At 67.7% G+C, this 25,805-nt stretch carries 27 protein-coding genes; 18 read left to right on the top strand and 9 right to left on the bottom strand.

The genetic code is table 11. The features are described 5' to 3' along the window. Positions 1-11: 11 nt before the first annotated feature. Together dut and coaBC are read right to left on the bottom strand one after the other, a co-directional pair. Positions 12-485 (bottom strand): dUTP diphosphatase, encoded by a 474-nt coding sequence (dut, locus tag ACZK33_RS01560; RefSeq protein ID WP_032130326.1) that lies wholly within the window; start codon positions 483-485, stop codon positions 12-14. After that, positions 482-1,744 (bottom strand): bifunctional phosphopantothenoylcysteine decarboxylase/phosphopantothenate--cysteine ligase CoaBC, encoded by a 1,263-nt coding sequence (gene coaBC / locus ACZK33_RS01555; protein WP_049421485.1) that lies wholly within the window; start codon positions 1,742-1,744, stop codon positions 482-484. The genes dut and coaBC overlap by 4 nt, the downstream gene beginning before the upstream one ends. Positions 1,745-1,972: 228 nt before the next feature. On the opposite strand from coaBC, the gene ACZK33_RS01550 reads away from it, so the two are divergent. The 4 genes from ACZK33_RS01550 to ACZK33_RS01535 all read left to right on the top strand — a co-directional run bounded on the left by ACZK33_RS01550 (position 1,973) and on the right by ACZK33_RS01535 (position 6,104). Beyond that, positions 1,973-2,599, top strand: coding sequence for a response regulator (locus ACZK33_RS01550; RefSeq protein ID WP_032130328.1), 627 nt, complete (start codon positions 1,973-1,975; stop codon positions 2,597-2,599). Between the two features lie 70 nt (positions 2,600-2,669). Then, positions 2,670-3,374 (top strand): RadC family protein, encoded by a 705-nt coding sequence (gene radC, locus ACZK33_RS01545; RefSeq protein ID WP_032130338.1) that lies wholly within the window; start codon positions 2,670-2,672, stop codon positions 3,372-3,374. Between the two features lie 114 nt (positions 3,375-3,488). Continuing rightward, positions 3,489-5,177, top strand: coding sequence for an arginine--tRNA ligase (gene argS / locus ACZK33_RS01540; protein ID WP_423173881.1), 1,689 nt, complete (start codon positions 3,489-3,491; stop codon positions 5,175-5,177). A gap of 21 nt (positions 5,178-5,198) precedes the next feature. Then, positions 5,199-6,104, top strand: coding sequence for an SPOR domain-containing protein (locus ACZK33_RS01535; RefSeq protein ID WP_049399052.1), 906 nt, complete (start codon positions 5,199-5,201; stop codon positions 6,102-6,104). A 121-nt stretch (positions 6,105-6,225) separates the two neighbouring features. Here ACZK33_RS01535 and ACZK33_RS01530 read toward each other — a convergent pair whose 3' ends face one another. Further along, positions 6,226-6,978: an SDR family NAD(P)-dependent oxidoreductase gene (locus tag ACZK33_RS01530; protein WP_285301465.1), complete on the bottom strand. Its 753-nt coding sequence runs from the start codon at positions 6,976-6,978 to the stop codon at positions 6,226-6,228. A 117-nt stretch (positions 6,979-7,095) separates the two neighbouring features. Here ACZK33_RS01530 and ACZK33_RS01525 point away from each other — a divergent pair, with 117 nt between their 5' ends. Next, entirely contained in the window at positions 7,096-7,563 is a 468-nt protein-coding gene (locus ACZK33_RS01525; protein ID WP_005411992.1) for a YehS family protein, read from the top strand. Here the strand turns inward: ACZK33_RS01525 and ACZK33_RS01520 are convergent. Next, positions 7,532-8,419: a LysR family transcriptional regulator gene (locus ACZK33_RS01520; protein WP_107433493.1), complete on the bottom strand. Its 888-nt coding sequence runs from the start codon at positions 8,417-8,419 to the stop codon at positions 7,532-7,534. The genes ACZK33_RS01525 and ACZK33_RS01520 overlap by 32 nt on opposite strands. A gap of 143 nt (positions 8,420-8,562) precedes the next feature. On the opposite strand from ACZK33_RS01520, the gene ACZK33_RS01515 reads away from it, so the two are divergent. Further along, positions 8,563-9,711: an MFS transporter gene (locus ACZK33_RS01515; RefSeq protein ID WP_332838306.1), complete on the top strand. Its 1,149-nt coding sequence runs from the start codon at positions 8,563-8,565 to the stop codon at positions 9,709-9,711. Here the strand turns inward: ACZK33_RS01515 and ACZK33_RS01510 are convergent. Beyond that, positions 9,708-10,406, bottom strand: a complete 699-nt coding sequence (locus ACZK33_RS01510) for a TorF family putative porin (RefSeq protein WP_423173933.1) — start codon at positions 10,404-10,406, stop codon at positions 9,708-9,710. The two genes, ACZK33_RS01515 and ACZK33_RS01510, sit on opposite strands and share 4 nt — an antisense overlap. 178 nt (positions 10,407-10,584) lie before the next feature. Between ACZK33_RS01510 and ACZK33_RS01505 the strand changes: the two genes are divergently transcribed. Further along, positions 10,585-10,974, top strand: a complete 390-nt coding sequence (locus ACZK33_RS01505; protein ID WP_032130333.1) for a DUF6165 family protein — start codon at positions 10,585-10,587, stop codon at positions 10,972-10,974. Here the strand turns inward: ACZK33_RS01505 and ACZK33_RS01500 are convergent. Together ACZK33_RS01500 and ACZK33_RS01495 are read right to left on the bottom strand one after the other, a co-directional pair. Continuing rightward, positions 10,919-11,653, bottom strand: a complete 735-nt coding sequence (locus ACZK33_RS01500) for a response regulator transcription factor (protein ID WP_423173882.1) — start codon at positions 11,651-11,653, stop codon at positions 10,919-10,921. The two genes, ACZK33_RS01505 and ACZK33_RS01500, sit on opposite strands and share 56 nt — an antisense overlap. A 190-nt stretch (positions 11,654-11,843) precedes the next feature. Next, entirely contained in the window at positions 11,844-12,416 is a 573-nt protein-coding gene (locus tag ACZK33_RS01495) for an OmpO family porin (RefSeq protein WP_032130335.1), read from the bottom strand. Between the two features lie 210 nt (positions 12,417-12,626). Between ACZK33_RS01495 and ACZK33_RS01490 the strand changes: the two genes are divergently transcribed. Continuing rightward, positions 12,627-15,029, top strand: a complete 2,403-nt coding sequence (locus tag ACZK33_RS01490; protein ID WP_423173883.1) for a S9 family peptidase — start codon at positions 12,627-12,629, stop codon at positions 15,027-15,029. A gap of 91 nt (positions 15,030-15,120) precedes the next feature. Continuing rightward, complete coding sequence (locus tag ACZK33_RS01485) at positions 15,121-15,480, top strand: DUF1428 domain-containing protein (RefSeq protein ID WP_182267092.1); 360 nt, start codon at positions 15,121-15,123, stop codon at positions 15,478-15,480. Between the two features lie 15 nt (positions 15,481-15,495). Here the strand turns inward: ACZK33_RS01485 and ACZK33_RS01480 are convergent, their stop codons facing one another. Further along, a complete protein-coding gene (locus ACZK33_RS01480; protein WP_423173884.1) occupies positions 15,496-16,185 on the bottom strand; it encodes a hypothetical protein in 690 nt (229 codons plus the stop codon). A gap of 107 nt (positions 16,186-16,292) precedes the next feature. Further along, positions 16,293-17,186, bottom strand: a complete 894-nt coding sequence (locus tag ACZK33_RS01475) for a hypothetical protein (protein WP_049435203.1) — start codon at positions 17,184-17,186, stop codon at positions 16,293-16,295. 490 nt (positions 17,187-17,676) lie between these two features. Here ACZK33_RS01475 and ACZK33_RS01470 point away from each other — a divergent pair, with 490 nt between their 5' ends. The 9 genes from ACZK33_RS01470 to ACZK33_RS01430 all read left to right on the top strand — a co-directional run bounded on the left by ACZK33_RS01470 (position 17,677) and on the right by ACZK33_RS01430 (position 25,585). Then, on the top strand, positions 17,677-19,110 hold the full coding sequence (locus ACZK33_RS01470; protein WP_049462587.1) for a Do family serine endopeptidase: 1,434 nt from the start codon (positions 17,677-17,679) through the stop codon (positions 19,108-19,110). A 101-nt stretch (positions 19,111-19,211) separates the two neighbouring features. Further along, the gene (locus ACZK33_RS01465) at positions 19,212-19,577 is read left to right on the top strand and encodes a hypothetical protein (protein WP_032128158.1); all 366 of its coding nucleotides are present in this window, start codon (positions 19,212-19,214) and stop codon (positions 19,575-19,577) included. 8 nt (positions 19,578-19,585) lie between these two features. Then, positions 19,586-20,056 (top strand): phage holin family protein, encoded by a 471-nt coding sequence (locus tag ACZK33_RS01460; protein ID WP_049398102.1) that lies wholly within the window; start codon positions 19,586-19,588, stop codon positions 20,054-20,056. Then, positions 20,053-20,514: a protein sip-5 gene (locus tag ACZK33_RS01455; protein WP_329893720.1), complete on the top strand. Its 462-nt coding sequence runs from the start codon at positions 20,053-20,055 to the stop codon at positions 20,512-20,514. The genes ACZK33_RS01460 and ACZK33_RS01455 overlap by 4 nt, the downstream gene beginning before the upstream one ends. Positions 20,515-20,581: 67 nt before the next feature. Continuing rightward, complete coding sequence (locus ACZK33_RS01450) at positions 20,582-21,691, top strand: AI-2E family transporter (protein ID WP_032128161.1); 1,110 nt, start codon at positions 20,582-20,584, stop codon at positions 21,689-21,691. A gap of 31 nt (positions 21,692-21,722) precedes the next feature. Then, the gene (locus ACZK33_RS01445) at positions 21,723-22,442 is read left to right on the top strand and encodes an HAD family hydrolase (RefSeq protein WP_032128162.1); all 720 of its coding nucleotides are present in this window, start codon (positions 21,723-21,725) and stop codon (positions 22,440-22,442) included. A 3-nt stretch (positions 22,443-22,445) separates the two neighbouring features. Beyond that, on the top strand, positions 22,446-23,813 hold the full coding sequence (locus tag ACZK33_RS01440) for a leucyl aminopeptidase family protein (protein WP_423173885.1): 1,368 nt from the start codon (positions 22,446-22,448) through the stop codon (positions 23,811-23,813). Between the two features lie 135 nt (positions 23,814-23,948). After that, on the top strand, positions 23,949-25,052 hold the full coding sequence (locus tag ACZK33_RS01435; RefSeq protein WP_423173886.1) for a catalase family peroxidase: 1,104 nt from the start codon (positions 23,949-23,951) through the stop codon (positions 25,050-25,052). Next, the gene (locus ACZK33_RS01430; protein ID WP_132808881.1) at positions 25,049-25,585 is read left to right on the top strand and encodes a cytochrome b; all 537 of its coding nucleotides are present in this window, start codon (positions 25,049-25,051) and stop codon (positions 25,583-25,585) included. Before ACZK33_RS01435 ends, ACZK33_RS01430 begins: the two co-directional genes overlap by 4 nt. Positions 25,586-25,805: the final 220 nt, after the last annotated feature.

The following is a 25,805-nucleotide window of genomic DNA, read 5'->3' as shown; positions in this document are numbered from 1 at the left end:
GATGTCCCCTGTCAACGCACTCCGGTATGGCCGAATCCACCCGTTCCCCGCACGCTGTCGGTGAAAGTATCCACCACCTGCAGGCTGACGCGGGCAATCGGCACGATCACCAGCTGCGCGATGCGATCGCCCGGCTCGATGGTGAAGGCCTCGCGGCCACGGTTCCAGACGCTGATCAGCAGCGGGCCCTGGTAATCGGCGTCGATCAGGCCGGTGCCATTTCCGAGCACGATGCCGTGGCGATGGCCCAGCCCCGAGCGCGGCAGGATCACCGCGCACAGGTTCGGGTCGGCGATGTGGATGGCCAGGCCGCTGGGCACCAGAGCGGTGTCGCCCGGCTGCAGGGTCAGCGCGGTATCCAGCGCCGCGCGCAGGTCCATGCCGGCACTGGCTTCGGTGGCGTAGGCCGGCAGCGGCCAGCTGTCGCCGAAGCGCGGATCGAGCAGCTTGACCTGCAGCGGTTGGGAAGTGAAAGCCTGGGTCATGCCTGGAGTCTCCGCGCGATCAGCGCCAGCAGTTGTTCGGCCAGCTCACGCTTGGAGGTGGCCGGGAATACCTGTTCACCGTCCTGCCAGAAGGCCGTGGCGGCATTGTTGTCGCTCTCGAAACCGCCGCCGCTGATGCCGACCTGGTTGGCGATCACCAGGTCCAGGCGCTTGTCGACCAGCTTGCCACGCGCGTATTTCTCCACGTCGTGGGTTTCGGCGGCAAAGCCGACCACCAGCTTCAGCGACTGGGTCTGCGCAGCCACCTCGGCAAGGATGTCCGGCGTGCGCACCAGCTCGATCACCAGCGACTGGCTGTCGGCGGTCTTCTTCAGCTTCTGCGGCGCGACCTGGCGCGGCGTGTAGTCGGACACTGCAGCGGCACCGATATAGATGTCGGCCGGCAGCGACTTCAGCACGGCATCGCGCATCTGCGCAGCCGAGCGCACGTCGACGCGCTGCACGCCGGGCGGCGTCGGCAACTGTACCGGGCCGCTGACCAGCACCACCTGAGCGCCCATCGTCGCGGCGGCCGCGGCCAGGGCAAAGCCCATCTTGCCGCTGCTGCGGTTGCCGACATAGCGCACCGGATCGATGTCTTCATAGGTCGGGCCGGCGCTGATCAGCAGGCGCAGGCCCTGCAGCGCACGGGTTTCCGGCGCGGCAACGGCCGCGGCGCTGCTGCCGTTGGCGGCCAGCGCGGCCACGATGTCGCCCGGTTCGGCCAGACGCCCCGGACCGGACTCGCCTTCGGCCAGCGGGCCGTCGACCGGGCCGATCACCTGCGCGCCGCGCTGGCGCAGCAGGGCGATGTTGGCCTGGGTGGCCGGGTGCAGCCACATGCGATGGTTCATCGCCGGGCAGATCGTCAACGGCGCGGTACTGGCCAGGCACAGCGTGCTGACCAGGTCATCGGCATGGCCCTGGGCCAGCCGGGCCAGCAGATCGGCGGTTCCCGGGGCAACCACGATGCGGTCGGCCCAGCGCGCCAGCTCGATGTGGCCCATGGCCTGTTCGGCGGCGCTGTCCCACAGCGTGGTGCGGGTGGGCTGCCCGGACAGGGCCTGGAAACTGAGCGGAGTGACGAACTGCTGGGCACCGGCGGTCATCGCCACCTGCACCTGGGCACCGGCGTCGCGCAGGCGCCGCACCAGTTCCAGGGCCTTGTAGGCCGCGATCCCGCCTCCGACGCACAACAGCAGTTTCTGACCTTCCAGCGCGCGGGCCGGCGCGGGGGAAGCGTTGGGGGAGTCAGCCACCTGGAATTCCTGTGCAAACGAGGGCGCTAGCTTACCCGATGGTCGGTAATGTCCCGGTGCAGGGTGCACATAGCGGACAGCTATCAGTAGATGGAGCGCGCTGCGCCTGACCCTGGGTCAGCCGGGCATCGGTTTCGGACCTTTCCTATACCTCTACGGGTCTGCGCTTTTGCAGAATCAGGCATTGGCTGCCGTCTGCCGTGGCCTGTTCGACCTTCGAGGAGCCTCGTGCATCCACGCATCATCATTGCCGACGACCATCCTGTGGTCCTGCATGGCATCCGTATCGTGCTGCAGACCCACCTGATGGACATCGTCGGCAGTGCACGTGACGGCGCCCAGCTGCTGGAGCTGGTGGACCACCACGACTGCGATGCGGTGCTGACCGACCTGTCGATGCCGGGTGACGGCCCGGACGGTCCAGAGCTGATCGACGCGCTGCGCGTGCGTCACCCCGGGCTGCCGGTGGTGGTGCTGACCGGCGCCCGCCATCCCGGGCTGCTGGACGGACTGCTGCGCGAGGGCATCAGTGGGCTGGTCGACAAATGCGCCGATTTCGCCGAACTGCCGCAGGCACTGAACGCCGCACTGGCCGGGCAGGTCTTCGTCTCCCAGCAGCTGCGCCACCACCTGCAGGCGCGCGACCTGCTGTTTCCACGCGAACCGTCGCCGCTGTCGGCGCGGGAACAGGAAGTGCTGGATCTGCTGGCGACCGGGCTCAGCGTGAATGCCGTCGCCGAGCGTTGCGGGCGCAGCCCGAAGACCATCAGCCGGCAGAAGGCCGAAGCCAAGCGCAAGCTGGGCCTGCAGAACAACCAGGAACTGTTCGACTATCTGCAGACCCGGCGCGGGTGAGGCATCCTCCGACCCGGTGCTGCGGTATGCACCGATGGGAGCCGCCACGCAGGCTGGCGATGATGCAGGCATGCCCATCCATGACTGGCCCGAACAGGAACGCCCCCGCGAGAAGCTGATCGCGCGCGGGCCCACGGCACTTTCCGACGCCGAACTGCTGGCCCTGTTTCTCGGCTCCGGGTTCGGTGGCCGCGATGCCGTGCAGACCGCGCGCGACCTGCTGCAGGCGCACGGCCCGTTGCGGGTGCTGCTGGACCGCCCCGCGCGTGACCTGGCCCGCCTGCCCGGGCTCGGCCCGGCGCGCAGCTGTACGCTGGCTGCCGGGCTGGAACTGGCCCACCGCTACCTGGCTGCCGAGCTGGAACACGGCGAAGCGGTCGGCAACAACCCGGCCGCGGTCGGCCGCTATCTGCAGCACCGCCTGCGGGGGCAGGCCCGAGAGATCTTCATGGCCCTGTTCCTGGACAACCGGCACCGCCTGATCGCCTGCGAGGAGCTGTTCCACGGCACCATCAACGCCGCACCGGTCTACCCCCGCGAAGTGGTGCGGCGCGCCCTGCTGCACAACGCGGCGGCGGTGATCCTCAGCCACAACCACCCTTCCGGCGACCCGGAACCCTCCAGCGCCGATACCCGCATCACCGACGAACTGCAGCAGGCACTGGCGATGGTGGACGTGCGCCTGCTGGACCACTTCGTGGTCGGTGAGGGCCGCCCCGTTTCGTTTGCTGAACGAGGCCTGCTGTCGCCGCCCCAGCCCCGCCTGTTCGGCTGAGCGCCCGCCCTCCGGGCGCCATCGGTCGCCCCCACAGGCAGGTTTCGGTCAGCGTGGCCGCTGGTATCTGCGCTAAAATGGGCGATTCCGCCGCTCATTCTCACAGCAGGCCTCGTGAAAAATCTCCTCCGCGCCCTGATCAGCCAAGGCATCGAAGCCTTGCGCGCCAATGGCACCCTGCCCGCCGACTCCCTGCCGCCGGACTTCGTGGTCGAGCGCCCGAAGACCCGTGACCACGGCGACTTCGCCACCAATGCCGCGATGCTGCTGGCCAAGGCCGCGCGCAGCAATCCGCGCGCACTGGCACAGGCGCTGGTCGAGGCACTGCCGCGCAGCGAGGACGTCAGCAAGGTCGAGATCGCCGGCCCCGGCTTCATCAATTTCCACCTGGCGCCGGCCGCGTACCAGCGTGAAGCCGCGTCGGTCATCAAGGAAGCCCACGACTACGGCCGCAACCTGTCCGGCAATGGCCGCACGGTGGGCGTGGAGTACGTGTCGGCCAACCCGACCGGCCCGCTGCATGTCGGCCATGGCCGCGCGGCGGCGATCGGCGACTGCGTGGCACGCGTGCTCGATGCGAACGGCTGGAACGCCAAGCGCGAGTTCTACTACAACGACGCCGGCGTGCAGATCGAGAACCTGGCGCTGTCCACCCAGGCACGGATCAAGGGTATCGCGCCGGACCAGGATAGCTGGCCGGAGGGTGGCTACCGCGGTGAATACATCGCCGACGTCGCCCGCGCCTACATGGCCGGCGCCAGCGTCGATCTGGAAGGCAGCACCGTGGTCGGTGCCAAGGACCCGGACGACATGCAGGCGATCCGCCGCTTCGCTGTGGCCTACCTGCGCAACGAGCAGAATCTGGACCTGGCCGCGTTCGGCGTCGACTTCGACATCTATTTCCTGGAAAGCTCGCTGTACGCCGACGGCAAAGTCGCCGAAGCGGTCGCCAAGCTGCAGGCCTCGGGTCATACCTATGAAGAAGGTGGCGCGCTGTGGCTGCGCAGCACCGACTTCGGTGACGACAAGGACCGCGTGATGCGCAAGTCCGACGGCACCTTCACCTACTTCGTGCCGGACGTGGCCTACCACCTGTCCAAGTGGCAGCGCGGCTACGAGCGCGCGATCACCGAGCTCGGCGCCGATCACCATGGTTCGCTGGCACGCGTGCGCGCCGGCCTGCAGGCGATGGAAGTGGGCATCCCGCAGGGCTGGCCGGAATACGTGCTGCACCAGATGGTCACCGTCATGCGCGGCGGCGAGGAAGTGAAGCTGTCCAAGCGTGCCGGCAGCTACTTCACCCTGCGCGACCTGATCGAGGAAGCCGGCCGCGATGCGACCCGCTGGTTCCTGATCGCGCGCAAGCCCGATTCGCAGCTGACCTTCGACATCGACCTGGCCCGCCAGCAGAGCAACGACAACCCGGTGTTCTACGTGCAGTATGCGCACGCCCGCGTCTGCAGCCTGCTGCGCCAGGCACAGGAGAAGGGCCTGGTGTACGAACAGGGCAACGGCCTGGCCAACCTCGGCCGCCTGGCCGACGACGCCTCGCTGCTGCTGATGAACGAGATCTCGCGGTACCCGGAAGTGGTGGAGGCGGCCGGCGTGGCGCTGGAACCGCATCTGGTGGCGCAGTACCTGCGTGAATTGGCGCACGCGTTCCACACGTGGTATCACGGGACGCCGGTGCTGGTGGAAGACGCTGCGGATCGCAACGCCAAGCTGACCCTGGCCTGCGCCGCGCGCCAGGTGCTGGCCAACGGCCTCGAACTCCTGGGCGTCAGCGCCCCGGAAAAAATGTAAGCATCAGGAGACGCAGTACACATGGCAGCACGACGCGGCAAAAACCAGGCACGACGCAACAGCAGCAGCCAGGGCACACCCGGATGGGTGTGGCTGGTCGCTGGCGTGGCGATTGCGGCCGTGGTGTTCCTGGCGGCGCCGAACCTGTTCAAGGGCGAAGGCGATGGCTTCCTGCGCGCCGGTCCGCAGCCGAACCCGAACGCGCAGCCTGCCCCGGTCGCTGATGCCGACAGCGATGTCGGCACCCAGCCGGCCGCGCAGCCGGCCACGCCGAAGCCGGCCGAACCGGAAAAGCCGGCCGCCACCCAGTACGACTTCTACACCCTGCTGCCGGGCAAGGAAGTTGAAATGTCCGACGCCGAACTGGCCGCCAGCGCGCGTGCCGAGGACCAGCGCCGGGCCAAGGCCGAAGCGCAGCGTGCGCAGGCGGCACTGGAAGGCAAGCCGGTTCCGCCGCCAGCGGCTACCGCGCCCGCACCGACGGCAACTGCCAGCGTGGCCAGCACCGCGCCGGTGACCGCCACCAGCCGTCCGCTGCCGGCACCGCTGAGCGAACGACCGGCTGCGGCAACGCCTCCGGCCAGCACGCCGACGGCGTCGACCAGCACCGCCGCCGCCACTCCGGCAGCGCGTGCGGAAACCGCGCCGACCGCGGCCACTACCCCGGCCGCTGCGGCACCGGCTGCCGCCGACAATGCCCGCTACATCCTGCAGGCGGGTGCGTTCGGTGCCTCCGGCGATGCCGAAGCGACCAAGGCCAAGCTGGCGATGATGGGCCTGGCGGCACGCGTGGAATCGGCGCAGATCAACGGCAAGACCGTGTACCGCGTGCGCATGGGGCCGTATGGCAGTGCAGGTGAACTGTCTGAAGCCAAGCAGAAGCTGGATGGCACCGGCCTGCAGGCGATGGCGATCAAGGCACAGTGAGTCTGCCGAAGTGAATGAAAAAGCCGGGCACAGCCCGGCTTTTTTTTGTCTGTGTAGAGTCGAGCCTATGCTCGGCTTCTGTTGAAAGCAGTCGAGCATGGCTCGACTCTACAAATGACCGTCAGCCTTCGCGGGCGACCTGGAAACCGGCGAAGGACTGGCTGACCGGCATCAGTTCCAGGCGATTGATGTTCAGGTGCGGCGGCAGCGTGGCCACCCAGAAGATCTGTTCGGCGATGTCTTCGGCGGTCATCGGGTTGGCGCCGGTGTAGAGCTTGTCCGACGCTGCCTGGTCGCCATGGGTACGCACCACGGTGAACTCGGTTTCGGCCATGCCCGGCTCGATCGTGGTCACGCGCACGCCGGTGCCGTGCAGGTCCGAACGCAGGCCGAGCGAGAACTGGCTGACGAAAGCCTTGGTGCCACCGTAGGCATTGCCGCCCGGGTACGGGTAGACACCGGCCACCGACGAAATGTTGATGATTGCGCCCTTGCGCTCCACCAGCTGCGGCAGCAGGCGGTGGGTCAGCGTCACCAGCGCGGTGATGTTGGTGTCGATCATCGTGGTCCAGTCCGACAGCTTGGCGCTCTGTGCCGGCGCGGTGCCCTGCGCCAGGCCGGCGTTGTTGACCAGCAGATCGATCTCGCCGAAGGCCGGCGGCAGTGCCAGCAGCGCCGCTTCCATCGCCACCGGATCGCGGATGTCGAAGGCGGCGGCATGCACCACGTCCTTGCCGTAGCGCTCGACCAGCGGCTGCAGGCGTTCTGCGCGGCGGCCGGTGGCGATCACCTTCCAGCCCGCCTGGGCGAAGCGGTGGACGGCGGCGGCGCCGAAGCCGGACGTGGCGCCGGTAATCAGGACAGTGCGGGTCATCAGGCAACTCCAGGGGGAAAAACCAGACCCCCATTCTGGCACCGTCGGCCGGGGGTTGCGTTGCCTGATCGGCCAGATCCGGCCCCACCTGTCGGGGTGACCGGTACAATCGGGGCCATGATCAACAACGATGTCCTGCGCAGCGTGCGCTACTCCCTGGACCTGGGCGATCACCACGTGGTGACCCTGTGCCAGATGGCCGACCCGGCCTTCGCCGTGGATCCCGAACAGGTGAAGGCCTGGCTGCGCCGCGAGGACGAAGCCGGTTTCGAGGCGATGAGCGACAGCGCGCTGGCGCACTTCCTCGACGGCCTGATCGTGCACCTGCGCGGTCGCGACGAAAGCCAGCCGCAGCGTGCGGTGGAAACCCGCATCGACAACAACCTGGTGCTGAAGAAGCTGCGCGTGGCCTTCCAGCTGCGCGACGTCGATCTGATGGAGATCTTCGCCAGCGCCGGTTTCAACGTCTCCAAGTCGGAAGTGGGCGCATTGTTCCGCCAGCCCGGGCACACCAACTACCGGCGCTGCCTGGACCAGATGCTGCGCAATTTCCTCAAGGGCCTGAGCCTGCGCCTGCGCGGCTGAGCACGGCTTCGACGAACGCCCGCGCCGCCGGTGTCGGCAGTCGCTGCCAGACCAGGTGCACGCGGCGGGTCGGGGTCGGCTGCAGCGGAATCTGTACCACCCCCTGGAACCCGTCGGCGATCAACGCTGGCACGATGCCAACCGCCAGCCCATGGCGGACGAAGCGCTCGATCAGTTCCATCAGATTGACCTCGAAGCGCACCGTGTGCGGCAGGCCAGCGGCAGCGAAGGCATCGTCGGTCTGCCGCCGCGCACCGGTGCCGCGCGGAAAGTCGACCAGCGCCTCGTCCTGCAGTTCGGTCAATGGCAGCCGCTTGCGGCGGGCCAAGCGGTGTGACGGCGCCAGCACCGCCACCAGGTCTTCTTCCTGCAGCATCTGGTGGCAGACCCCGTCCAGCCCTGCCGACGGCGCCAATCCGACCAGCGCCACGTCCAGCTCTCGCGACTGCACCTGCGCGATCAGGTCCTCGCTCTTGTCGACCCGCAGCTGGAACTCCACCTGCGGGTGCGCCTGCTGGAAGGCCGCCAGCATCGCCACCACATCGATGTCGGTCAGCGAGGAGATCTGCCCGATCGCCAGCAGGCCACGCACCTCGCCAGTAACGGCGGCCACGTCGGCGCGCAGGTGGCGCAGGCTGGCCAGCACCTGGCGTGCATGCACCAGCAGCGCCTCGCCGGCGGCGGTGGCCCGCACCTGGCGAGGCAGGCGCTCGAACAGCGTTGTGCCCAGTTCCTGCTCCAGGTAGGCAATCTGGTGGCTCAACGCGGACTGCACCACGTGGCAGCGTTCTGCGGCGCGGGTGAAATTGCCCTCTTCGGCCAGGGCGACGGCAAACTCGAGCTGCTTGAGATTCATCCAACTATCTCGTTTCCAGATGGCATGGATGATGATGATTCATTTCCATCATGGCCGCAGCAGGCGGACACTGTGCATCCCGCTTTGTGGAATACCGCGTGAGTCCGTCCCTCCCCCCTCTGCACCGCTGGCAGGTGCTGCTGATGTCGGTGGCTACCGGCGTGGCCGTGGCCAGCAACTACTATGCGCAGCCACTGCTGCACACCATCGCCGATGCCTTCGGCGTGCCATTCGGCCAGGTCGGCATGGTGGTCACTGCCGCACAGCTGAGCTATGCCGCCGGACTGATCCTGCTGGTGCCGCTGGGAGACCTGTTCGAACGCCGCCGCCTGATCGTGGTGATGAGCCTGCTGTCGGCAGGCGGGCTGGTGATCAGTGCCTGTGCACCATCGCTGGCCTGGTTGCTGGTCGGCACCGCGATCACCGGCCTGTTCTCGGTGGTGGCGCAGGTACTGGTGCCGTTTGCGGCCACGCTGGCCGCGCCGGAACATCGTGGCCGCGTGGTCGGCACATTGATGAGTGGCCTGCTGCTGGGCATCCTGCTGGCGCGCACCGTGGCCGGCCTGCTTTCCAGCCTGGGTGACTGGCGCCTGGTGTATGCGATCGCCGCCGGCACCCTGGTGCTGACCGCACTGGCATTGCAGCGCGGCCTGCCGCGATTCCACCACAGCGCCGGCCTCGGTTATTTCGCATTGCTGCGCTCGATCGGCGTGCTGTTCGTGCAGGAGCCGGTGCTGCGCCAGCGCACCCTGCTGGGCGCCTGCAGCTTCGCCATGTTCGCGATCTTCTGGACGCCGCTGGCATTCCTGCTGGCACAACCGCCCTACGCCTACAGCGATGCCACCATCGGCCTGTTCGGGCTGGTCGGCGCCGCCGGTACGCTGGCGGCCGGCCTGGCCGGGCGCATGTCCGATCGTGGCCAGACCGGACGTGCCACTGCCATCGCACTGATGCTGTTGCTGCTCTCGTGGCTGCCGTTGGGGCTGTCGGCACACTCGCTGCTGGCGCTGCTGGTCGGCGTGGTGGTGCTGGACCTGGCCGCGCAGCTGCTGCACGTGAGTAACCAGAACCTGATCTACGCACTTCAACCGGCAGCGCGCAACCGCCTCAATGCCGGCTACATGACCGGCTACTTCATCGGCGGTTCGCTGGGTTCGCTGCTGTCGGCGCAGGTCTACCAGCGCTTCGGCTGGACCGGCGTCTGCGTGGCCGGTGCTGCGGTGGCCATGCTGGCCCTGCTGCTGTGGCTGCCCGGCGCGCTGCGCGCGCGCCAGGCTTCGGTGACTGACTAGAAGCTGCCCTGCAGCGCCAGCTCCCAGCGTCCGCCGGCATTGCCCGGAAACAGCCGCTTCGCTGCGTTGTCGGTGTCATGCACGGTGGCGCGCAGTTCCCATGCCGGGGTCAGCGAGGCGATGGCACTGAGCTGGCCATGCAGGTAATCAGGCCCCTGTGCGGTGGCCAGCCAGTACTGGCCTACCGCAGCTTCGAGGCGGAACCGCTCGTGCAGCGGCACCCGCACACCCAGCTGGGCGTAGGTGCCGCGATGGCCGCCCGCCAGCGCGTCGTTGGAATGCGCCAGCTGCAGCCAGGCGCGCTGTTTCCAGGTCACGGTGGTATTGAGCTCGGTCCAGTCCAGCGCGCGGCCGGTGCCCGGGTACACGTAGCGGGACAGGTTGGCATCCAGTGCCCAGTCCGGTGCCAGTGCACCACTCCAACCGGTCACCAGGTCGAACTCGCTGCGCGCGCCGTTGTCCGGCTTGAACGATACGTTGGACCCCCACACGCTGGCGTACCAGCCCGATGGGATCGAGACCTTCGCGCCGGCCTGCACCGCCGGGTCGCCGTCGCTCTGCGAGCTGCCGCGCCACACGTAATCGCTGGTCAATGCGGCACTGCCACTGACCTGCACCTGCGCCTGGGCGGTGCCGATGCCGAGCAGCCCTGCCAGGGCGGCCACCACTGCCGCCATCATCCCCTTGCTGTTCACTGCACTGTGTTCCTCGTCGAAGGCGGTCACGCCGCCGGGACCGCAGTGTCGAGGCGGTGGCCGTAACGGATCGAGGGTGCTGCCGGGCCCGTGGCGCAAATTCGGCGTAAATCCCGCGGACCGGGGCCACATGCCAGCAGCGCGGTATCATGGCGCCCTGTTTCCAGGAACCAACTGCGTGGACGCCATCCTGACTCCGGTATCGATCGGCGAGCTGATCGACAAGATCACCATTCTCGAGATCAAGGCCGAGCGCATCGACGATGCCGCCAAGCTGAGCAACGTGCGCACCGAGCTGGACGGCCTGCTGCCGTTGCTGCAGCTGCAGCTGCAGGCTCAGCCGGCGCTGGCCGTGCTGAAGCAGCAGCTGAAGGCGATCAACGAGCGCATGTGGGACATCCAGGACCAGCTGCGCGACAAGGAAGCGGCCCAGGTGTTCGACGATGCCTTCATCCAGTTGGCGCGTGGTGTCTATGGCACCAATGGCGAGCGCGTGCAGGTGAAGAACGAGATCAACCGCGTGGCCGGTTCAGCCCTGGTGGAAGAGAAGCAGTACCAGGGCGAGTAACGCCGCCTCGCTCGGCGTCGATCAGATGGCGGAAGCGGAACAGCTCGCCATCGTTGCGGATGCCCAGCTTGCGGTAAGCCGCTCGCTTCTGCGTGCTGATGGTGCTGGCTGTACGCCCACTGCGGCGTGCCATCTCGCCGGTGCTGCAGCCGCGCAGCACCCACTGCAGGACGGTGCGCTCGCGCGTACTCAACCGTGGTGGACGCACGGGCTGCTGGCGTTGCCGGCGGGACTGGTTCAACTGTGCACGCAGTTCCGGCGGCACGAAGCGCCCGCCACGGGCAACCACGCTCACTGCCCGCAGCAGCGTCTGCGGCGCGCAGGCCTTGGACAGGAATCCGCGCGCACCGGCCTGCAGGGCCAAGGACACGACACCCGCGTTGCAGTGCGCGGACAGCACCAGGATCGGCACTGCCGGCCAATGGCGTGATAGGTGCCGCAGCAGTTCCAGACCTTCCCCGCTGTCACCGATCGGCAAGGCGTCGACCAGCAGCAGATCGATCGCGGCCGCCTGCTGCTGCAGGCGCTGCAGCAGATCACCGCTGCGACCGTAGCTTCCATCGACCTGCAGGTCCGCCTGCCGGGCCAGGACTTCCTGCACGCCATGCCGCAACAGCGGGTGCGGATCCAGCAGCAACAGGCGGCAGGGAGAATCGCGGGGCGACGGAAACGTGGGCATGGTTGCATTCCTGCAGAACAGGCCACTCACCCTAGGGCGCAGCCGACGCCTGCGGAATCCAATTCGTTGCAATGCCGCCCTTCCGCCGCGCCACGGTCAGGTAGCGTTTGCCCAGCCGGAAACGCAACAGGCCCGGCATCGGCCGGGCCTGTCGAGGCATCTTCGGCGCGCAGGCGCGCCGAGGAAGCAATTACCAGCTGAAGCGCGGGCCGACGGTGTATTCCTTGTCGCCGTCGCGGTTCATCTTCAGCTCGCCGTTCAGGCCCCAGTTCTGGTTCAGCTTGACCTGACCACCCAGGCGGCCGTACCACTGGCCTTCCGGATTGATGCCGTGCTTCTTCGAGAAATCTTCGTAGCCGACCATGCCGTAGACTTCGGCGTGGGCACCGAAGGCGGTGCGGATACCGGCTTCAGCGCTGTAGCCGTTGAAGTCCAGGCCGTGCTTCTGGTCGCGCTTCTGGTAGGCAACGCGGGCAACGAAGTCGGTGGTCGGAGCGATTTCAACGTTGTAGCCGGCGCCGATCTTCCACTGGTCCAGCTTGATGTTGGTGTGGTCGATTTCCTGGCGGCTGTACTCACCGAAAGCGTGGAAGTTCGGCAGGAAGCCGTACGAACCCTTCACGCCCCAGCCGTCGGCCTTGAACGCGTCGATGTCGGTCTTGGCGTAGTCGGCTTCGGCGTAGTTGTACGACAGGTTCTCAGCAGCCGAGGCGGTGAACGGCAGGGCAGCGGCCAGGGCCAGAGCAATCAGCGAATTCTTCATGGGGGTACACCTTTACTTTCTTATGGTGTGCAGCAGCGCCAAGGCGCCATCGCATCGGGAATGTAAATTCTCCGTTATTCGCCACAACGCTCCCTGAAAACAGCGGTCTTCGCATTGCTGAATTTTTTGCCTTGATTCAGGCTGTCTCTGGCATACGCGCGCGGCGCGCGTGCATTTGTGATTCGTCGTCGATTGCAACAGGAGGTTGCCTTGTACGTTTCCGATCCGCCGCTGGTGCCTGTTCGCGCCGCGCTCCTGGCATGCGCTGCCCTGTTCCCGATCCACGCTGCGCACGCACTGCAGGCCGCTGACTACCAGCGCGCCGAACGCGTGCATGACAGTCACCTTCGCGGTGCGCTGCGCAATGCTTCGGTGCTGCCCCACTGGCTGGCCGATGGGCGCTTCTGGTACGAACGCGAAACCACGCAGGGCCGGCGCCAGGCGGTACTGGTCGATCCAGTCCAGGCCACACGCCAGATCCTGTTCGAACCCGATGCGCTGGACGCTGCGGTTGCACCTCTCGGTGCCAGAGGACCACGCCTGCGCTTGAGCAGCGTGCAGGTACTGGATGAAGGCCTGCGCCTGCAGTTCAACGGCGAGGCGGCGATCAGCTGTCAATGGCCACGCCTGCAGTGCGTGCGTTCGCAGGATGCAGCGCCAGCGACCGATGCACTGCCATCGCCCGGCGGTGATGCCTGGCTGCAGGTACGCGATCACAACCTGTGGCTGCAGTCGCCCGGAATGGCAGCACGAGCGCTGACCAGCGGCGGTGAACCCAATCATGGCTTTGGCGTGCTGCCGGACTTCACCCTGCGCGGCATTCCACGCCGCCAGGGCCGGATGCCGACGCGGCCGTTCGCGGTCGGCTGGTCACCGGATGGCCGCTACGTGGCCGGCATCCGCTACGACGAACGCGCGCTGCAGGACTACCCCTATCTGGAAAGCAGCCAGGCCAACAGCGCGCGGCCGCGCGTGCATACGGTGAAGCTGGGGCTGCTGGGTGACACCCGGCAGGTGCGCGACAGCCTGTATGTGGTCGACACCCGCAATGGCCAGCAGCATGACATCGCCTTGCCGGAAGGCTGGAACACCCTCAGCGAAGCCGGCGTACTCGGCTGGGACGGCGACCGGTTGTATGCCGTGATCGCGCACTTCGGCGCACCGCGCAGGCTGCGCCTGGTGGAGATCGATGCCAACAGCGGTGCGTTGCGCACGGTTCTGGAAGAAGCCAGCGACACCCGCCTGCAGCTCAACGTGTATTCCTACAACCGGCCAGCGGTGGCCATCCTGCCCGGCCAGGACACGGCGGTGTGGTTCTCGCAGCGCGATGGCTGGGGCCATCTGTACCGGGTCCGCCTGTCCGACGGCAAGGTGCTGCGCCAGCTCACCCGCGGCCAATGGGCGGTGCGCGACCTGCTGGGCGTGGACGCTGCGGGTGGCTGGGCGTACTTCAGCGCCGGCGGCGTCGACGGTGGCGACCCCTACGTACGCGGCCTGTACCGTGTATCGCTGCAGGGGGGACCGGTCCAGCGCCTGGCCGCCGATGGCAACGACCATCTGGCCGATGCCGGCACCGGTGCGTTGTTCGGCGGGCGCGCCCCCCAGGCGCTGTCGCCTGGCGGTGGCTATCTGGTGGATACCGCTTCCCGTCTCGACCAGCCACCACGCACCGTGCTGCGGGCCAGCGATGACGGCCGTGAAGTGATGGTGCTGGAAACAGCCGATGACAGCGCGATCCTTGCTGCCGGCTGGCGCCCACCACGGCGCGAACGGCTGCTGGCCGCCGATGGGCGAACGCCGATCTTCGCCACCGTCTACCTGCCCCGCGACTATCGCGATGACGGCAGCTTTCCGGTGATCGACGCGATGTACGGTGGCTCCTTCGTCAGCAATGCGCCGGTGACCTACGCCGAGGCGGTGTCCGCCTTGAATCCGGTGTCACGCGCCAGCCTGGCCGAACTGGGCTTCGTGGTGGTCAGCATCGACGCGCGCGGCACCGGTGGCCGCGACAAGGCGTTCCATGACAGCAGCTTCCTGCACGGGGCAGATGTGCAGCTGGATGACCATGTGGCTGCGCTGCGCCAGCTGGGCGAACGCTACCGGGGCATCGACCTGCAGCGGGTCGGCATCTACGGGCATTCGTTCGGTGGTTACAGTGCAGCGCGCGCCCTGCTGCGCTATCCGGCGTTCTACAAGGTGGGCGTGGCCTCGGCCGGCAGCCACAATTTCCAGGGCATGTACGGCGGTGCATTGCACGGCATGGACCGGCTGTTCGGTGGCGTGCTGCCACCAACACCCCTGGCCGATGGCGTGCCGGCGCCGTTTGCCGGACTCGACAATGCAGCGTTGGCCGGCAACCTGCGTGGGCATCTGATGCTGGTCTATGGCGAACTGGACGAGAACGCGCCGCCGGCGCTGACCCTGCAGCTGGCCGCCGCCCTGAACAAGGCCCAGCGCAGCTACGACCTGCTGTACCTGGCCCGGCAGGACCACGAACTGTTCCGCAACGACGCCACCTACACGCACCGCATGTGGGACTACTTCGTGCGCCACCTGGCCGGCCAGCAGCCACCGGAGACGGTGCTGGCGCCGCTGCCCGGTGGGCCGGGCTGAACAGGCGCACACAGGATGTCGATCCACGGCGCCCTGGTTCGTCGGGTACTTGAAGGCCGTGCATGCGGCACGGTCCATCCGGAGGCAGGCAATGAGCTACATCGATGGTTTCGTCCTGGCGGTGCCCACCGCCAACAAGGAGAAGTTCCTCGCCCATGCACGCACAGGGGATCCCGTTTTCATCGAGTACGGCGCGCTGCGCGTGGTCGAGTGCTGGGGTGACGACGTACCGCACGGCAAAACCACCGACTTCTTCGGCGCGGTGAAAGCCACGGCAGACGAGACGGTGGTCTTCTCGTGGATCGAATGGCCGGACAAGCCGACCCGCGACGCCGGCATGAAGAAGATGATGGAAGACCCGCGGTTTGATCCGGCGAAGAATCCGATGCCGTTCGACGGCGCGCGGATGATCTACGGCGGCTTCGTGCCGATCTACGAGCTGACGCGCTGAACCGGGCGGACGTGCTCAGCGCGCGTCCGTCTCATCGCTGGCGGAGGCATGGCCGGCGCCCAGTGCGGCGCCGGCGCCGAGGCCCATGCCGCCCATTCCGGCCCCCATTCCGCCACCGCCGCCGCCACCACCCGCACGACCGCCCTTGGCATCGCCATCGTTGCGGCCCTTGCCACCGCCACTGGCAGCGGGCCGGGTCGGGCCCTGCGGTGGAATCTGCAGGTCGGTCGGGATGGGGGCCAGATCCAGCGCTTCGCGCACGAAGTCGCGCAGCGAGACCACCAGTTCGTGGAGGTGCACCGGCCGCCCCTGTGCCAGTTCGTTGGCCGCACGCGCGGCCAGCCGCACCTGCTCGTCGGTGCCCAGCAACAGGATGTCCGACAGTGCCGCTTCAACCGCATCGCGGATGCGGCGCGCGCGATCCGAGTGGGGTTCGGCGATGCCTTCGGCATTTTCGCGCTGGCGCAGGTCGCGGCGATGGCTGGGATCCACGCCCAGTTCGCCAGTGAACGACCCGCCCAGGGTCTTGTAGGCCGCCATCAGCGTGCGCAGCCGTTCGTTGATCTGCCGGTTCTCGCGCTCGCGGCGCTGTTGCAGGGTCTGCATCACCAGCAGGCGGATGCCCACGCCCAGCAGGGTGATCAGGACCAGGCCGGCCAACGTGGACAGCACGCCCTGCCAGGAACTGAAGTCGATACCACGCATGCCCGGGGCTCCTGCAGGAAGAACCTGCATCTTGCCCCAGACCGTGCCCCAGAAACGCGAAAGGCCCCACCACCCGTTGGGCGGCAGGGCCTTCGGTCACGGCGCGATTACTTGCGCTTGGCGACCTTGCGCACGGCCTTCTTGGCCGGAGCCTTCTTGGCGGCGACCTTCTTCAGCGGCGCAGCCTTCTTGGCGACCGTCTTGCGGGTGGCGGCAACCTTCTTGCCCACCGCCTTCTTGGCAACGGCGGTCTTCTTGCCGACAACCTTCTTGGCAGCAGCGGTCTTCTTGCCGACGGCCTTCTTGGCGACAGCAGCCTTCTTGCCGACAACCTTCTTGGCGGCCGCGGTCTTCCTGGTGGCGACCTTCTTGGTAGCGGCAACCTTCTTGCCGACAACCTTCTTGGCAGCCACGGCCTTCTTGCCAGCGACCTTCTTGGCCGCGACGGTCTTCTTGGCCACGGCCTTCTTGGCGGTGGCGACCTTCTTGCCGACAACCTTCTTGGCGGCCGCGGTCTTCTTGGCAACGGTCTTCTTCGCGACGGCGGCCTTCTTGGTGGCAGCCTTCTTCACGGTAGCGACCTTCTTGCCAGCAGCCTTGGTGGCAGCCTTGGTGGTCTTCTTGGCAGCGGCGGCCTTCTTGGTCACGGCCTTGCCTGCAGCCGCCTTCTTCTTGGCCACTTCCTTCTTCAGGGCAGCGGCTTCGGCCTTGGCGTTCTTCTTGGCGGCTTCCAGCTTCTTCTTGGCGTTGGCAACAGTCTTGCCGACCGACTTGGCAGCCTTCTCGGCCTTCTTGGCAACGGTCTTCTCGACCTTGGCCACGGCCTTCTTGGCCTTGGCAACGCGGGTGCCGGCAGCCTTGGTGGCGCGCTTGACGGTCTTCTTGACCGACTTCACTGCGTCTTCGGCAGCGTGGGCGATGGTCTCGCCAACGTTGGTGGCGGTTTCTTTGACGTTCTCGACGGCGTCGGTCACGACCGACACACCATTACCGTTGCTCATGTTGCCCTCCTGCGGGCCTTAAGTATCAAAACGGGGCGATGCTATACCGACATTGACGATCGTGGAACGGGGCATGCGCCCGCAATCGCATCTGCTGCGACGGTAATGGTGTAGCCCAGCACCCTCTCGAGCACAGCGGGTTGACAGGAAACCCCTTTTTTCAGTGCTGCGCCGCACGGTGCGGGTAGCGGCAGGTGCTGCCTGCGCGCACCTGCCAGAGTGCTGCGAAAGGCATGCGATATGGCGCATCGCGGCACCAGGATGCGCAGAACTGCGCAAGTATCAGCCTGTATCCACACGCGCTTCGGCAGACGTCGGCACATTGCGAAGCACGCCCGACGTTGTCGCCACCGCCCCACAGATGGCGACGCCGACCCGCGTTCCGGGCGCCCGGTTTTCATGGCGCATTTATCCAGATCGCGACACACTCATTCAGCTTGTTTTACCGTAGGGCCGAACCGCCCCCACCCACGCCAGCGAACCGACTCCCATGCGACCGCTTCCCACCCTGCTCACGCTCGCAATCGCCGCCGCCTTCGGTGGCTTCGTTGCCACCGGCATCAATGCCCACCTGGACAACCGTGCCGACGCCGCGCCGCTGCCTGCGGTACTCCCGACCACGGCGGCATTGCCGGCCTCGGTGGCCGGACAGGCGGTGCCGTCGCTGGCACCGATGCTGGAGAAGGCGATGCCGGCCGTGGTCAGCGTCAACACCAAGCAGGTGGTGCGCGTGCGCAACCCCTTCTTCAACGACCCGTTCTTCCGCCGCCTGTTCCCGGACATCCCGCAGGAACGCATCAACGAATCGCTGGGCTCGGGCGTGATCATCGACGCCAAGGAGGGCCTGGTGCTGACCAACCACCACGTCATCGACAACGCCGATGACGTGCAGGTGACACTGGCCGACGGGCGCACGGTCAAGGCCGAGTTCCTCGGTTCGGACCGCGATACCGACATCGCGCTGATCCGCATCCCGGCGCAGAACCTGACCGACATCAAGCTCGGCAACAGCGACCAGCTTCGGGTCGGTGACTTCGTGGTGGCCATCGGCAACCCGTTCGGCTTCAGCCAGACGGTCACCTCCGGCATCGTCTCGGCGGTGGGCCGCAGCGGCATCCGCGGGCTGGGCTACCAGAACTTCATCCAGACCGATGCGTCGATCAACCCGGGCAACTCCGGTGGCGCACTGGTCGACCTGCAGGGCCAGCTGGTCGGCATCAATACCGCCAGCTTCAACCCGCAGGGCAGCATGGCCGGCAACATCGGCCTGGGCCTGGCGATCCCCTCCAACCTGGCGCGCAGCGTGGTCGACCAGCTGGTCAAGCACGGCGTAGTGGTGCGCGGCACGCTGGGCGTGGAGAGCCAGAACCTGACCGCGCAGATCGCGCAGGGCCTGGGCCTGGGTGAAACCCGTGGTGCGCTGATCACCCGCGTGCTGGCCGGTTCGGCCGCTGCGACCGCCGGACTGAAGCCGGGCGACGTGGTGGTCTCGGCCAACGGCCAACGCGTGGACAGCGCCGAAGCCCTGCACAACGTGGAAGGCCTGGCCGCGGTCGGCAGCGCATTGACGCTGGACGTGCGCCGCGAGGGCAAGCCGCTGCAGATCAAGGCAACCTTGAAGGAACAGGCGCGCGCGGTCAGCGGTGAGAGCCTGGACCCGCGCCTGACCGGGGCCACCTTCGTCGACCTACCCGAGTCGCTGCGCCAGTCCGGTGTCGGCGGCGTGCTGGTCAGCGAGGTCAAGCGCGGCAGCCGCGCGGCCACCAACGGCCTGCAGCAGGGCGACATCATCACCGATGCCACCGTGGGCGAGTTCGCCGACCTGGCCAGCTGGCGCGCCAACTTCCAGCAGCGCCCGCCGACCCTGGTGATACGCGTGCTGCGCAACAATGGCCAGCAGCAGGGCCAGCTCGTGATGCGCTGATCGCCCTGCCGTAACACCCCCTATACCCCGGCAATGCTATTGCTGTCAGTCCAGGTCGGCACCGCCGACTCCCGTTCCCCCATCGCAACAGGAGTGATTCGATGAGCCCCACCAATACCGAGAACCTGAAGGAACACCTGGGTGAAGCCGGTTCCCACCTGAAGCAGGCCGCGTCGGCCGCCGGCGGTGCGATCAAGGGTGCAACCGGCGCAGCCGGCGACGAACTGCGCATCGGCAAGGCCAACGTCAAGGCTGAACTGTCCGACAGCGCGCTGTCCGGCCTGGCCGCCGCCGAGTTTGGTGGTGCAGCCGCCAAGGAACAGGTCGACGCACTGATGGACAAGGGCAAGGACCTGATCGACAGCGCCGCTGAGCTGATCCGTGAACGTCCGCTGGCCTCGTTCGGTGTCGCCTTCGCTGCCGGCTGGATCATCGCCAAGCTGGCCCGCGGCAGCAGCGACAAGTAAGCCGCGGCGTGAGCGAAGACAACGCGCAAGCGCCTGATCCGGCGGCTACCCCGCCGCTGGATGAGAGCATCCGCCAGGTCGGCGCGGCCGGTCGTGCCGCTGCCGATTCTGCCAAGCACACGCTGCGCTCGCTGCGCCGGTTGGCCTCGGCCGACTTCGCGCTGGCGCGTAGTGCATTCGGTCGCGCGCTGGCCTGGGCCGGCGTGGCGATCGTGTTCGGTGCCTCGGCCTGGCTGCTGATGGCCGCCACCCTCATCGCCCTGCTGCAGAGCTGGGGCCTGAGCTGGCTGCAGGCGCTGCTGATCACCTCGCTGCTGAGCCTGGCCGTCACCGGTTATGCGATCTGGCGGGTGTCCTACTTCTTCCACCACACCGGCATGCACGCTACCCGGCGCCAGCTGTCACGCCTGGGCCTGTTCGACGAACCCAGCGAAGACGATCCCGATGCCGAGGTGCAGCTGCCCGAGGGCAAGCCATGAAGTTCGGCGCGCTGCAACGGCGGGTGAAACGCTGCGAACAGGTGGTGACCGTGCGCCTGGGCGAAACCCAGGACCACTGGTCCACGCTCAGCGACGTCTGGCGAAAGGGCTGGTCGCCGCTGCGCATCGTGGTGGTCGGCCTGGCCGGTGGCTTCATCGCCGGCAAGCTGGAAGTGCCGGGCAAGGTCAACGGTGCCCGCTGGCTGCAGATGGTGGGTTCGGTCTCGAACCTGTTCGCCAGTGCACAGGCGGCGTTCGCCACGGCGATGGCGGCGCAGGCCGCAGCCACTGCCGACGACGCGGCTGAGGAAGCCGACGAAGCCAGCGAACAGGTACAGGCGGCGGCCTCCGCTGCCGAGCCACGGCCGGCACCGGCTCCACGCTCCGTGCCGGAGCCAGAGCCGGACCCGCGCGGACCGCATCCGGCCGAAGCGGCCACCGAGCTGTCCGAACGTTGATCCATGGAATCCGCCGCGCCGATCGCGGCCGGCGGATAATGCGCTCCCCTTCCCGGTTGGTGCGTCGATGAGCGAGTCCCTCCTGTCCCCGTCACCGGCCGGCCCTGAACAGCCCGACGCCCCGTTGCCGCCACCGTCGCGTCCGCGCGGACCGATGTCGCTGGTGGTGCTGGCGACCCTGGCGGTGGGCTACACACTGTGGGCGGCACAGGACATCATCCTGCCGGTGCTGCTGGCGATGTTCTTCGCACTGGTCGGCAATCCGATCCTGCGCCTGCTGCAGAAGCTGTGGATTCCACGTGCGCTGGGCGCTCTGCTGATCCTCGGCGCGGGCCTGGGCGTGACCGGTTCGCTGGCGGTGCAGTTGATCGGCCCGGCAATGGAATGGGCACAGGAAGCACCGCAGCAGCTGCGCAAAATCGCCCGCCAGGTGCAGGACCTGACCAAGCCGGTGCAGCAGGCCAACCAGGCTGCGGAGAACTTCGCCCGTGTTGCCGGTGGCGACAGCAACCGCAAGGTGCAGGTGATCCGCGCCCAGCTCGATGACCCGTACCGCATGTTGACCCGTGCGCCGCGGCTGGCCGCCTCGGTGCTGGCGGTGGTGCTGCTGACCCTGTTCTTCATGATCTACGGGCAGAGCCTGCAACGCGCGGCGATCGCCTTGTTCCCGAACCGTCAGCAGCAGCGCTTCACCAGTGACATCCTGCGTTCGATCGAGCGCGAGGTGTCGCGCTATGTGCTGACCATCAGCGTGATCAACACCCTGGTCGGGCTGGTGTTCGCCGGCGTGCTGATGCTGCTCGGCATCGGCCTGCAGGAAGCGTTGCTGTGGGGCACGGTGGCCGCACTGCTGAATTTCGCTCCGTATGTGGGTCCGTTGATCGGCGTGGCGCTGATGCTGCTGATGGGCTTCGTGGAATTCCGCGACCCGCTGCAGGCCCTGCTGCCAGCCGCCGCCTACCTGGGCCTGCACACCCTGGAAGGGCAGATGGTGACCCCGATCGTGCTGGGCCGTCGCATGAAACTGTCGCCACTGGTGCTGATCCTGGCGCTGATGGTGTTCGGCTGGGCCTGGGGCATGATCGGGCTGCTGCTGGCGGTGCCGCTGCTGGTCTGCATCAAGCTGGTGCTGGCACGGCTGGACGGGATGCAGGGCTGGGCGCGTCTGCTGGAATGAAAGCCCGCGCGGGCAGGGGTAGAATGGCGGGGTGAATTTCCCCGTCCAAGCCATCACCCTCGACCTTGACGACACGCTGTGGCCGTTCGCTCCGATCGGCGCCCGCATCGACCTGGTCCTGCACGAGTGGATGCGTGAACACAGCCCCGCCACGGCCGAGATGTATCCGGTGGCGGCGATGCGCGAACTGCGCGAGCGCCTGTACCACGCCCATCCGCACCTCCATCACGACCTGAGCGCACTGCGCCGGCTGACCCTGCACGAAGCGCTGCACACCAGTGGTGCCAGCCTGGATCTGCTGGAGCCGGCGTATGACGTGTTCTTCGCCGCGCGCAACCAGGTCGAGTGCTACCCCGATGCGATCGACGCACTGGCGCGGATTGCCGCGAGGGTGCCGGTGGCGGCGCTGAGCAACGGCAATGCCGATCTGGAGCGGATCGGCCTGGCCCATCATTTCGCCTTCCAGCTGGGCGCGCGCGAACACGGCGCGGCCAAGCCGGAGGCGAGCATCTTCCACGCCGCCTGCGCCCGCCTGGGTGTTGCGCCGGCGCAGGTACTGCACGTCGGCGACCACGCCGAAATGGACGTGGCCGGGGCGATTGCCGCCGGTCTGCGCGGCTGCTGGATCAACCGCGAAGCAGCCACCTGGACCCATCCGCAGCTGCAGCCGGACCTGCAGTTCGACACCCTCACCGGCCTGGCCGACTGGTTGGATGCCAACCTCGACGCTGCCGCACCCCGGAGTACCTGACGCATGAGCGAGATCACTGGTTTCACTGCCGACACCGCCGCAGCACTGCCGCTGTACGTGCTGGACCGCGAGCAGTTCGCGTCCTGGAAGGACGGCCAGCCGGCCGCCACCCAGGCATGGCTGGCGTCGCAGGGCTTCACCGCCGGTGCCTTCACCACGACGTTGCTGCCCGGCGCCGATGGCCTGGCCGGTGCGGTGATCGGCGTGGGTGATCGTGGCGATGCCTACAGCTACTCGCATGCTCCGCATGCCCTGCCGGAAGGCAGCGTGTGGCAGCTGGCCAGCGAACTGCCGGCCGCCGAACTGGCGCTGCTGCAGCTGGGCTGGGGCCTGGGCAGCTACCGCTTCGATCGCTACCGCAAGCGCCACCGTGCACCGGCACGCCTGGTGGCTGAGCCGACCGGCGAAGTGGCCGACCTGATCGCCGCCAGCCTGCGCGTGCGCGACTGGGTCAACACCCCGACCGAAGACATGGGTCCGCAGCAGCTGGAAGACGCCGCGCGCGCGCTGGCCGATGCACACGGTGCGCAGGTCGAGGCGATCACCGGCGATGAACTGCTGAAGCAGAACTTCCCGGCCATCCATGCCGTCGGCCGCGCCTCGCACCGCGCTCCGCGCCTGGTCGTGCTGCGCTGGGGCAAGGACACCGATCCGGCACTGGTGCTGGTCGGCAAGGGCGTGTGCTTCGATACCGGCGGCCTGGACATCAAACCGGCCGACGGCATGCGCAACATGAAGAAGGACATGGGCGGTGCCGCGCATGCACTGGCCCTGGCCGGCCTGGTGATGGCGCGCGGCCTGCCGGTGCGCCTGACCCTGCTGGTGCCGGCGGTGGAAAACGCGATCGGCCCCGATGCCTTCCGCCCGGGCGAAGTGATCGCCACCCGCAAGGGCCTGAGCGTGGAGATCGACAACACCGACGCCGAAGGCCGCGTGATCCTGTGCGATGCGCTGACTTTCGCCAGCGAACAGAAACCGGACCTGGTGCTGGACTTCGCCACCCTCACCGGCGCCGCGCGCATCGCGCTGGGCCCGGACCTGCCGGCGCTCTTCAGCAACGACGACAGCGTGGCCCAGCAGTGGCTGCAGGCCGGCGACGCGACCCGCGACCCGGTCTGGCGCATGCCGCTGTGGCGCCCCTACCTGCGTTACCTGAGCAGCGGCATCGCCGACCTGGCCAACGCCGGCTCGCGCATGGCCGGCTCGGTCACCGCCGCGCTGTACCTGGAACGCTTCCTGGAAGACGGCCAGCGCTGGGCACATCTGGACGTGTATGCCTGGAACGACGGCGAACGCCCGGGCCGGCCGGCTGGCGGCGAAGCGCTGGCGCTGCGCTCGGCGTGGGCGATGCTGAAGCAGCGCTACAGCTGATCGGGTGGGTGCCGACCTTGGTCGGCACGCCGTCCCCGGCAAACTTGACGAAAAATTGAATACCGGGCCTGGAAGGGTTCTGCGAGGATGTGTGGGTCGACCACCCACACGCTCCGTGAAGGCAGGACTCCGACCATGTCGCTCTTCCGCTACACCCGCGCCGGCCAGACACCGGGCGCGCCGCGCAGGCATTCCCCACTGCTCTGGATCGCACTGATCGCACTCATTCTGGGTGCGGTGGCGCTGGCCTTCGCCTGGTTGGCCGGCTGGATTGGCGGCCGCCTGACCGCGCAGCGCTTCACCGACACCATCGAGGCCACCGGCCCGGCCCATCCGGGCTTCCGCCGTGCGCACAGCAAGGGCGTGTGTGTAAGCGGTTGGTTCGAACCCAGTGCGCAGGCCCCCACCCTGTCCAGCGCCCGCGTGTTCTCGCAGCGCCGCGTGCCGGTGATGGGTCGCCTGTCGATCGGCGGCGGCGACCCGTACGGCGCCGACAACACCGCGCGCGTACGCAGCCTCGCGGTGCAGATGGTCAGCGATGATGGCCAGGAATGGCGCATGGCGATGAACAGCTTCCCGTTCTTCGCCGTGCCCAACGCCGAGGCGTTCTACGAGCAGACGCGCGTCTCCATCCCGGACCCGGCCACCGGCAAGCCCGACCCGCAGAAAATGGCCGCGGTGCTGGCGAAATACCCCAGTGCACAAGCGTTCCAGCAGTGGGCCAAGACCGCGCCGTGGACCAGCAGCTGGGCCGACACCACCTTCAACAGCGTCAACAGCTTCTGGTTCACCAACGCGCAGGGCCAGAAACGCGCGGTGCGCTGGCGCTGGCAGCCGCAGGCGCCGGTGGTCGAGATGGATGCGGAAACGCGCAAGAACGCCAGCGTCGATTTCCTCAGCCAGGAACTGCAGCAGCGCCTGACCAGCGGTCCAGTGCGCTGGAACCTGGTCGTGACCACCGCCGAGCCCGGCGATGCCATCGATGATCCGTCGGTACCGTGGCCCGAAACGCGTGACCAGGTGGTGGCCGGCGTACTCAGCCTGGACCGCATGCAGTCGCAGGAACAGGGCGCGTGCGGCCAGATCAACTTCGATCCGCTGATCCTGCCCAGTGGCGTGCGTGGCAGTGACGATCCGATCCTGGCGGCCCGCTCGGCGGTGTATTCGCAATCCTTCAACCGCCGCGAACGCGAGCGCGCCACCGGCAACGTCGAGCAACCGAAGGAGGCCGCACGATGAGCACCGGCAACGGCCACTTCAACCTGCTCGCGCGGGTGCTGCACTGGTCCATGGCGCTGATGATCATCGCCATGCTGTTCATCGGCGTGACCATGGTCGCCTCGCTGCACCTGCGGCCGATGCTGATCGATCTGCATCGCCCGTTGGGCATCGCCATCGGCGTATTGGTGCTGCTGCGCCTGTACAACCGGCTGCGCCATCGCCCGCCTCCGCTGCCGGCGGATCTTCCGGTATGGCAGGTGATGGCGGCCAAGGCGTCGCACTGGATGCTGTACGGGCTGATGCTGGCGATGCCACTGATCGGCTGGGCGATGCTGTCGGCCGGCGGTTATCCGATCGTGCTGTGGGGCGGCCTGCACCTGCCGCCGATCGTGCCGCACACCCCGGCGCTGTATGCCGCGTTGCGCAACGCGCACAGCCTGCTGGCGTATGTGTTGTTCGCCACGGTGCTGATGCATGTGGGTGCGGCGCTGTTCCACCTGTGGGTGCGGCGCGATGGCGTGTTCCAGGCGATGGCGCGCGGGAAGGATTGAGCGGGTTCGCCGGGCGTTCCCGGCGGATCGTTTCCGCGACTGCGGGGGGTGTCACTTTTCTTTTCGCGCGAAAAGAAAAGTAACCAAAAGAAACGCGCCGCCAGAGCGCGAGCCGGTGCTGCGCACCGGTGCCCTGTGCTTCTCGGTGAATCAGGGGACGGCGCCGAACTCGCTGCGCTCAAACACCGGCGCCTCTTCGCCCCTGATTCCCCTGCGATGC

Source organism: Stenotrophomonas sp. 86156_Sma (assembly GCF_056481625.1).
Note: the sequence above shows the minus strand (reverse complement) of the source record. Positions and strands in the feature narration are given on the sequence as shown.